At 71.6% G+C, this 1,514-nt stretch carries 1 protein-coding gene; it reads right to left on the bottom strand.

All coding sequences use genetic code 11. The annotated features are described in order from the left end of the window. Window positions 1-1,502 (bottom strand): glycosyltransferase family 2 protein (locus D3273_RS27695; RefSeq protein ID WP_165359759.1); only part of this gene is annotated, 1,502 nt, incomplete at its 3' end. Between the last annotated feature and the right edge of the window lie 12 nt (window positions 1,503-1,514).

Below are 1,514 nucleotides of genomic sequence, written 5' to 3' on the forward strand. Positions count from 1 at the left end.
GGGGTCGTGTGCCACGGCTTCCGCCGCCGGGGCGGGAAGGCCAGGGCGAAGTCGGCCGAGGCGAGGTCGAGGTTGGGGTTGTAGAACGGGTCGGCGTCGAGGTCGCTGCCCCACTTGTGCTGCATGAACTCCACCTCGCGCTGGAAGCGCCGCAGCCGCTCGCCTTCGAGGTCGCTGCCGCGCGACACGGATTCGTGGTGGTACAGGCAGGCGTGCGGCGTCCACACGTTGCGGTAGCCCCGCGCCCGGATCTTGAGGCACAGGTCGACATCGTTGAACGCCACCGGCAGGTTCTCGGCGTCGAACCCCCCCACCTCGTCGAACACCGCCCGCCGCACCACCAGGCAGGCCGCCGTCACGGCCGCCACCGTGGACACCAGGGCGGCCCGGCCGAAGTAGCTTCCATCATCCGCGTGCAGGCCGTGGAAGAAGTGTCCCGCCACGCCCCCCGCCCCCAGGATCACGCCCGCGTGCTGCACGCGGTCGTCCGGATACAGCAGCTTGGCCCCCACCGCCCCCACCTCGGGCAGCACCGCCAGCGCCACCATCTCGTCCAGCCAGTCGGGCGCGATCACGTCGATGTCGTTGTTGAGCAGCGCCAGCACGGAACCCCGCACCTGCAACACCGCGGCGTTGTTGATGGCGGAATAGTTGAACGGCCCCGCGTGGGGCAGCACCCGCACCCGGGGGTCGCGCGCGAGTTCGGCGAACAGCGCCAGGGCGGACGGCTCGGTCGACTGGTGGTCGACGATCAGCACCTCGATGTTGGAATAGGCGGTGCGGTTGAGCAGCCCGTCGACGCAGGGGCGCACCAGTTCGGCCCTGTCCTTGGTGGGCACGATCACCGACACCAGCGGGGCGGGGTCGGGCCGCGGGCGGCGCACCCGCTGCCAGTTCGGCAGCGCCGGATGCGACGCCACCTCGCCGGCGTGGCCGCGGCGCTCCAGGTGGTCGGCGACGGCGCGCTGCGCCGCCGCGATGCAGCGCTGCAGCGAGGCTTCGGAGAAGGTGTCGGTGCCGGTGGCGCTGCGCCAATGGTACAGCACCGCGGGGATGTGGTGGACGCGCTCGGGCGCGGACGCGTCCACGGCCCGCAGGGCGAGGTCGTAGTCCTGGCTGCCTTCGAAACCGAGGCGGAAGCCGCCGATCCGCTCCAGCAGCGCGCGGCGGTACACGCCGAGGTGGCTGACGAGGTTGTGGCCGAGCAGGAGGTCGGGGTTGAAGTCCGACTTGAAGTAGGGGGTGTTGCGTCGTCCGTCGCCGTCGATGTGGTCCTCGTCGGAGTAGATGACGTCGAGGTCGGGGTCGGCGTCGAGGGCGGCGGCGACCTCGAACAGGGCGTGGTCGGGCAAGATGTCGTCGTGGTCCATGAGGGCGACGAACTCGCCCGACGCCACCGCCAGGGCGGAGTTGCTGGCGGCTGAGATGTGGCCGTTTTCGGGGCGCAGCACGAGCTTGATGCGGGGGTCGGCCCCGGCCATCTCGCGCAGGGCGTCGCGCACGGCGGGGTCGGG

Source organism: Lichenibacterium minor, assembly GCF_004137685.1.
Taxonomy (GTDB): domain Bacteria; phylum Pseudomonadota; class Alphaproteobacteria; order Rhizobiales; family Beijerinckiaceae; genus Lichenihabitans; species Lichenihabitans minor.